Here is a 7,572-nt window from a genome sequence, read left to right on the forward strand (position 1 = left end):
TCACCACACCGCGCCCGCGCGGGAACCAGCACGGCTACCGTCGTACTGCGCCGCGTTCTTCCACGACGCGCATGCCGCATACGACGCAGAGGGGGCGCACGCCGCATGAGTCCCGCCGACGAGCCCGGCCACGACACCTCAGCGGGTGGCTACACGAGCACCCGCACCCACCTCCCCGAGACCGGCACCCCCCGCCGCCCGGCCCGCTCCTCCTCCCGCAGCCTCGTCACCGTCGTCGCCGTCGTCGTCGTACTCATCGCGGCGATCGCATTCGCGAACCGCGGCAACGGCGACGGCTCGAACACGACAGCGGGCAACGGCTCGGGCGCCTCCGGCACGAAGCCGCAGGCGGAGTCGACGGCGGCGACCGGGACGAAGCCGGTGGACGGCAAGACGTCAGGCATCCCTACGGGATACGCGCAGAGCAGGCAGGGCGTTCAATCCGCGGCGGCGAACTACGCGGTCGCCCTCGGCTCCACGGCGATGTTCAAGAAGGCCGGCCGCGACGCGCTCGTGAACGCCCTCTACACCCCCGCCGAGGCCGCCAGACTCGTACCGGAACTCGACAAGGCGTACTCCACCGACTTCCTCGCGAGAGCCGGTCTCGACGCGAACGGCGACGCCCCCCAGGGCAGCACGTTCGTCTCCCGCACCGTCCCCATCGGTACGACCGTCAGCGCCTACGCCGACACCACGGCCACGGTCGCCGTCTGGTACATGGGCCTCATCGGAATGTCCGGCACGAACTCGACGGACCCCGTCAGCTCCTCCTGGAGCACCTGGACGTTCCAGCTCCAGTGGACGGACGGCGACTGGAAGGTCGCCTCCCAGAGCCAGACCTCGGGACCCGCCCCGGTCCCCGGCGACAACAAGGCCGCCAGCTCCGACGAGATCAGCAAAGCCATCGAGGAGTACGGAGGGTTCACGTATGCCCGGTAAGCGCTCGCTCCGGTTCGCCGGAGTCCTCGCCGCCGTACAGACGACCGCCGTCCTCCTCTCGGCCAGAGCCTTCGCCGCGCCCACCCCCGACCCGAGCCCCTCGGGCAGCGCCGCCCCGTCCCCCTCGCCGTCGCCCTCCAACGACCAGTGCCGGCTCATCGTCGGCGACGCCAAGGAGTACTGCGAGCGCGGCACCAGCGGCACCACCAACACCAACCCCGGCGTCTCCGACACCCTCGACCCCCTCTCCTCCCTCGCCAAAGGCTGCGCCGACGCCGCCTCCTGGACGGTCAAGAAGCTCAGCGAGGCCGTGCAGGAGACGGCGAACGTCGACTTCACGAACGAGAAGTTCCTCCAGCAGTACGCGGTCGTCTTCGCCGCCTCGACGGTCCTCACGCTCGTCCTGTGGGTGCTGGCCGTGGCCAAGCGCGCGGTCCGGGGCGTCCCCCTCGGCACCGCCCTCTCGGAGGCCGTCGGCTTCCTGTGGCTGACGGTCCTGGCATCCGCGTTCACCCCGCTGATCCTCTACACGGTCGTCTCGGCGACCGACGGCATCACCGACGTCCTCGCGAAGGCGACCGGCGACCAGACGGACACGTTCTTCGGGACGTTCTCGACGGCCCTCGCGAAGGGCGAGAACATCGGCGGCGGCCCGATCATGCTGATCGTGGTCTCCCTCGTGTCGGTCCTCGCCGCCGGCATCCTCTGGCTCGAACTGGTCATCCGCACAGCCCTGTTGTACGTCGGCGCGCTGCTCGGCACGGTCGTGTACGCCGGTCTCGTCGACAAGAACCTGTGGGGGCACGTCCGCCGCTGGGCCGGGGTCATGATCGCCGTGATCATGGTGAAACCGGTGATCGTGATCGTCCTCGGCCTCGCCGGAGCCCTCTCCGGGGACGGCGGACCGGACGCGTTCTCGGCGGTCGTCTCGGGGCTCGCGATCATCCTGCTGGCCATCTTCGCCAGCGCGATGATCTACCGCTTCGTCCCCGGCTTCGGCGACGAGATCGCCGCCTCCCGCAACAACCGCATCATGCAGGGCGCGGAGAGCAAGGCGGCGGCGGTCATCTCCTCCCCGGCGACCCTCGTCGCCCAGGGCATCAAGACGCACAGCACCCGGGCCAACGACGGTGGCGGGGGCGGCAGTTCGTCCAGCGCCCCGCGCCCCGCGAACCCCGGCTCCGGCGGCATCGCCGCGCACGGCTCACGCCCCTCGAACGGCGGCGGCGGATCTGTCCCCTCCGCCGCACCCGCCCCCCGCACGGGCAGCCCGCTCAACACCCCGCACGCCAGCAACAACCGCACGGGAGGTGAAGGGCGTTGACGACCGAGTCCCACGTGTCGCACGCGATCGCGCCCCGCCGTACGTATCTGATCGGCCGCGCCCGGCCGAACGCGATCGTCGGCAAGAACCGCGAGACCGGAGAGATCGCCCTCATCATCGTGGGCGCCTTCCTCGGCATGATGTGCGGTCTGCTCGTCCCCGTGCTCGCCCTGCGGATCGTGCTGCTCACCGGCTTCCCGCTGATCGCCCTGATGGCGGTCTACGTGCCGTACAAGCACCGCACGTTCTACAAGTGGTTCGAGATCAACCGCAGTTACAAGCGCAGCCTGCGCAAGGGCACGACGTACCGCAGCTCCGCCATGGAGGCCGGCATCGCGCTCGACGGCCGCGAGGTCGAGATCGGCCCGCCCCCCGGCATCGGCCGCATCACCTGGCTGTCCGCGCCCTTCGGCCCCGACGAGATCGCCGTCCTCCTGCACGCCGACCGGCGTACGGTGACGGCCGCGATCGAGATCGAGGGCCCCGGCGTCGGCCTGCGCGACAGCGAGGACCAGGAAGCCCTGGTGGACCGTTTCGGCACGCTGCTCAAGCACGTGGCCAACGGCGACGGCTTCGTCACCCGCATCCAGATGCTCGCCCGCACCCTCCCCGCCGACCCCGACGCGCACGCCAAGGACGTCACCCAGCGCGGCGACGACAAGGCCCTCCCCTGGCTCCAGTCCTCGTACGACCAGCTCCAGTCGATGGTCTCCACGAGCAGCGAACAGCACCGCGCCTACCTCGTCGCCTGCATGCAGTACAGCCGTGAACTCGCCGCCGAGGCCCACGCGATGGCCCGCGCCGCACGCCCCCAGGCGGGCCGCAAGGTCGACCGGGACGCCGGGCTCGCGGTCGTCATGGCCCGCGAGCTCACCGACATCTGCTCGCGCCTCCAGGAGGCCGACATCCGCGTCCGCCAGCCCCTCGGCCAGGGCCGCCTGTCGTCGCTCATCCACTCCATGTACGACCCCGACCACCCCATCGACCACATCCAGGCGATGACCAAGCGCAACGCCTGGCCGGCCGAACTCGACGCCATGGAACCGACGTTCCTCCAGGCGAAGACCCGCGAGTCCTCGACCCGCGCCCCCTGGTGCCACTCCACGGCGTGGGTCAAGGAGTGGCCGATGACCCCGGTCGGCGTCAACTTCCTCGCCCCGCTGCTCGTCCACACCCCGGACGTGATCCGCACGGTCGCCGTGACGATGGACCTCGAACCCACCGAGGTCGCCATCGAGCGCATGCTGACGGAGAAGACCAACGACGAGGCCGAAGCCTCCCGCCAGGCCAAGATGAACCGCACCCTCGACCCGCGCGACGTCGCCGCCAACTCCCGCCTGGACCAGCGCGGTGAGGACCTCGCGAGCGGCGCCGCGGGCGTCAACCTGGTCGGCTACATCACGGTCTCCTCCCGCTCTCCCGAAGCCCTCAACCGCGACAAGCGGACGATAAGGGCGTCGGCCGGAAAGTCGTACCTCAAGCTTGAGTGGTGCGACCGCGAGCACCACCGGGCGTTCGTCAACACACTCCCCTTCGCCACCGGCATCCGGAGGTAGGACAGATGCGGGACCCGCTCTCCGTCCTCACCGACGCCTTCACGGCCTTCCTCTTCGGCAAGGTCGAGACCACCCGTCTCCCGGTCCGCACCTCCACCGGCCAGGCCCAGGCGGTCTATCTCCCCACCGCGGCACCGGGGTTGGGCGACTCGGGCGTCATCATCGGCCGCGAGGTGTACTCCGGCAAGGGCTACATCTACGACCCCTTCCAGCTCTACGGCCAGCAGCTCCCGGCCCCCCACTGGCTCGTCCTCGGCGAATCCGGCAACGGCAAGTCCGCCCTCGAAAAGACCTACGTCCTACGCCAGTTGCGCTTCAAGGACCGCCAAGTCGTCGTCCTGGACGCCCAGGGCGAGGACGGCGCCGGCGAATGGAACCTCATCGCCCGCGAGTTGGGGATAACCCCCATCCGCCTCGACGCGATGGCCGCCCTCGACGACGGCATCCGCCTCAACCCCCTCGACCCCGCGATCACGACGACAGGCCAGCTGGCCCTGCTCCGCACGATCATCGAGGTCGCGATGGGGCACGGCCTCGACGAACGCTCCGGCTTCGCGCTGAAGGTCGCCCACGCGTACGTCAACGAGACGATCGTGGAACGCCAGCCGGTGCTGTCCGACATCGTCGAGCAACTCCGCCACCCCGAACCGGAGTCGGCGGAGGCGATGAACGTCGCCATAGACGACGTACGGGCCTGGGGACTCGACGTCGCTCTCGTCCTCGACCGGCTGGTGGACGGCGACTTGAGGGGCATGTTCGACGGTCCGACGACGGTCGGGATCGACCTGGACGCCCCCCTGATCGTCTTCGACCTCTCCCACATCGACCGCAACTCGATCGCGATGCCGATCCTGATGGCGATCGTCGGTGTGTGGCTGGAGCACACCTGGATCAGGCCCGACCGCAAGAAGCGCATCTTCCTCGTCGAAGAGGCGTGGCACATCATCAACAGCCCGTTCGTCGCCCAGCTCTTCCAGCGCCTGCTGAAGTTCGGCCGACGGCTCGGTCTGTCGTTCGTCGCCGTCGTCCACCACCTCTCCGACGTCGTCGACGGAGCCGCGGCGAAGGAGGCCGCGGCGATCCTCAAGATGGCGTCCACCCGGACGATCTACGCCCAGAAGGCGGACGAGGCGCGGGCCACGGGACGGGTGCTGGGGCTTCCCCGCTGGGCGGTCGAGATCATCCCGACCTTGACGCCGGGTATCGCCGTGTGGGACGTCAACGGCAACGTGCAGGTGGTCAAACACCTGGTCACGGAGACGGAACGGCCCCTGGTCTTCACCGACCGCGCGATGACGGAGTCCTCGTCCGACGCGGCCGACGACGCGTTGCGGGCGGCCGAGTTGGAGGCGGAGCAGCGGGCCGCGGCGTTCATGGAGCAGCACATGGCCGACCTCGACGGCACGGAATCCACGGTGGCGTGACCATGCCGGACGCTCGCGCGCGTGAACGCCAGCAGGGGGGCATCCCCGACGGCCTGCTCCTCGGGCTGCTCGCGCTGCTCCTGCTGGTGACCGTCCTCACCTGGACGTCCACCGGCCTGTCGGCGCTGTTCGCCCACGCGGCCTGGCCGTCGGGCCTCTCCTTCACGCGCACCCCGCTGGCCCTGCGCCACCTCGTCTCCCACCCCGACGACCTCCCCGGCGCCTGGCCCGACACCCCACCGGCCGACCTCTCCGGGTACGGCCTCTTCTGGGGCCTCTTCATCGGCCAGCTGATGATCCTCCTCACCCTCACGTTCTTCGCCCTCGGCACCTGGGCCCGCTGGCGACTCGTCCGCGCGGGACGCCGAGAGGAACGGCTGGCGGCACGGGGGAGGGGAGCGGGTCCGTCGCCGGGCACCAAGAGTGACTCGGCACAGGACAAAGCCATTTGGGCATCTCCGCCACCGGCGGAGGGCGCAGACGGCCACACGCCCGATCCAACTGCGGACGGCAGCACCACACCCGTTCCCCCCTCCCCCGCCCATCCGCACCCGCTATCCCTCCCTCACCCAGCTGCGGGCAGTCGTGCCGCCGGAGCACGGGTGGGCTGGGGGTCCCCCCTGCTCGAAGAGCTTGGGGGAGGCACCCCGCACACGCGGGTGAGCGACATGCCCCCAGCCCCCACCCAACCCGCACCCACCCTCCTCGCAGCCCCCCGCGACGACCGCCTCCTGACCGCCACCCAGGCCCTCCAGGACGCCCCCGGCCCCGCCCTCGTCGTCACCTCGAACCCCGCCCTCTGGCACACCACCAAGGACGCGAGGGCAAAGCTGGGCCCCACGCTCCTGTACGACCCCACGCACCTCTGCGACACCCCGTCCCGCCTCCACTGGCCCCCGGCAACCGGCTGCGAGGACAAGGACACGGCGATCGCGAGAGCAACAGCCCTCCTCGCCCCCACCCGCCCCACCGCCAAGATCGACCAGGCCATCGCTGACACGGCCCACACCCTCCTCCGCAGCTACCTCCACGCCGCGGCCCTGGACGGCCGGACCATCAGACACGTCCACCGCTGGAGCCAGGGCACGCACGTCCAGGAAGCCGTCAAGACACTCCGTACGCACCCGAAGGCGGCCCCCGGCGCGGCAGGCGAGCTGGAGGCGGCCCTGACGGCCCACCCGGAGCGCAGGGACATCGCCCAGGAGCTGACGACCCGCACCCTGGCCGCCCTCTCCACCGTCAACATCAGAGAAGCCTGCACCCCCAACCGAACCGACGCCCTCACCCTGGATTCCTTCATCCACGAGGGGGGCACCCTCTATGTAGTGGGCGACTCCATCGAGGACCCCCGCACGAACCCCGGCGCGATGCCCCTGCTCACGGCTCTCGTCGCAAGCGTGGTCGAGCGCGGCCGGCGCATGGCCGAACGGTCATCCTCCGGTCGCCTCGACCCACCAATGACCCTGATCCTGGACGACGTCGCGGCGGTGGCCCCCATCCCCACGCTCCCGGAACTCCTGCGCACCGGCCCCTCCGAGGGCCTCCCGACCCTGGCCCTGGTCCGCTCGGAGGAACAGGCGAAGTCCCGCTGGCCGGACACCGCCCTACCGTTCTGAGCCCCACCCCGAGGGCCGCGCGCACACGAACTCCAGCTCACTCCCGTCGGTCCCCTCGACAGGCACGACGACCCCGCTGGGTACGAACCCGATCCGCTCGTACGCCGTGCGCGCCCGCAGATTCTCCCGGTGCACCAACAACCGCACCCGCTCCAGCCCGATCCCCCACGCCCACTCCAGGCCGGCCCGGAACAACGCCCCGACGACGACCCCACCTCCACGCACAGCGGGCCGCACATAGACACCTACGACCTGCCCCTGCCGCCGCTCGACAGGCAGCCCGGCCCAGTCGACCCCGCCGGCCTCCTCGACCAGCACGGTGAGCCCCCCGACCCACTCCCCGTCAGCGGCGACTGCAACGAACTGCTGAGCCCCGACGGCCCCTTCAGCCCCACCGGCGGCCCGCTCCTGCCAGAAGGAGTCCGGCAGCTGCACCGCGTCGTCGTACGTCTCGAAAAAGGCGAGCGGGGCGGCCGGATCACGCAGCGCGGAGAGCCGGAGTTCTCGTACCGCGGCCCATTCGTCAGCCCGTATCGCACGTACCGAAAAGTCGTCCATACGAATCGATCCTATAGACCCTAAACGCAGAAAACCCCCGCACCATACGGTGCGGGGGTCTCCCGGAATGATTGTTCGGCGGCGTCCTACTCTCCCACAGGGTCCCCCCTGCAGTACCATCGGCGCTGTGAGGCTTAGCTTCCGGGTTCGGAATG

6 protein-coding genes and 1 rRNA gene are annotated in these 7,572 nt (G+C 70.4%); 5 read left to right on the plus strand and 2 right to left on the minus strand.

All coding sequences use genetic code 11. The features are described 5' to 3' along the window. The first annotated feature begins 105 nt into the window (after positions 1-105). Genes ABZX85_RS47965 through ABZX85_RS47985 form a run of 5 tightly spaced genes read left to right on the plus strand, consistent with a single transcriptional unit; the run spans position 106 to position 6,859 of the window. Positions 106-939, plus strand: a complete 834-nt coding sequence (locus tag ABZX85_RS47965; RefSeq protein WP_355884595.1) for a hypothetical protein — start codon at positions 106-108, stop codon at positions 937-939. Continuing rightward, positions 929-2,263 carry a hypothetical protein gene (locus ABZX85_RS47970; RefSeq protein ID WP_355884597.1) on the plus strand — a complete coding sequence of 445 codons (1,335 nt, stop codon included), beginning with the start codon at positions 929-931 and terminating at the stop codon, positions 2,261-2,263. Before ABZX85_RS47965 ends, ABZX85_RS47970 begins: the two co-directional genes overlap by 11 nt. Continuing rightward, positions 2,260-3,819 carry an SCO6880 family protein gene (locus ABZX85_RS47975; RefSeq protein WP_355884599.1) on the plus strand — a complete coding sequence of 520 codons (1,560 nt, stop codon included), beginning with the start codon at positions 2,260-2,262 and terminating at the stop codon, positions 3,817-3,819. Before ABZX85_RS47970 ends, ABZX85_RS47975 begins: the two co-directional genes overlap by 4 nt. Positions 3,820-3,824: 5 nt before the next feature. Then, positions 3,825-5,243 (plus strand): ATP-binding protein, encoded by a 1,419-nt coding sequence (locus tag ABZX85_RS47980; RefSeq protein WP_355884601.1) that lies wholly within the window; start codon positions 3,825-3,827, stop codon positions 5,241-5,243. Positions 5,244-5,245: 2 nt separating this feature from the next. Then, on the plus strand, positions 5,246-6,859 hold the full coding sequence (locus ABZX85_RS47985; protein WP_355884603.1) for a type IV secretory system conjugative DNA transfer family protein: 1,614 nt from the start codon (positions 5,246-5,248) through the stop codon (positions 6,857-6,859). Here the strand turns inward: ABZX85_RS47985 and ABZX85_RS47990 are convergent. Together ABZX85_RS47990 and rrf are read right to left on the minus strand one after the other, a co-directional pair. Then, positions 6,848-7,417: a GNAT family N-acetyltransferase gene (locus ABZX85_RS47990; protein WP_355884605.1), complete on the minus strand. Its 570-nt coding sequence runs from the start codon at positions 7,415-7,417 to the stop codon at positions 6,848-6,850. The two genes, ABZX85_RS47985 and ABZX85_RS47990, sit on opposite strands and share 12 nt — an antisense overlap. Before the next feature lie 73 nt (positions 7,418-7,490). Continuing rightward, a 5S ribosomal RNA gene (gene rrf / locus ABZX85_RS47995) occupies positions 7,491-7,572 on the minus strand; the annotation flags it as partial.

Origin of the sequence: Streptomyces sp. NPDC004539 (genome assembly GCF_040610055.1) — a bacterium.
Lineage (GTDB): Bacteria > Actinomycetota > Actinomycetes > Streptomycetales > Streptomycetaceae > Streptomyces.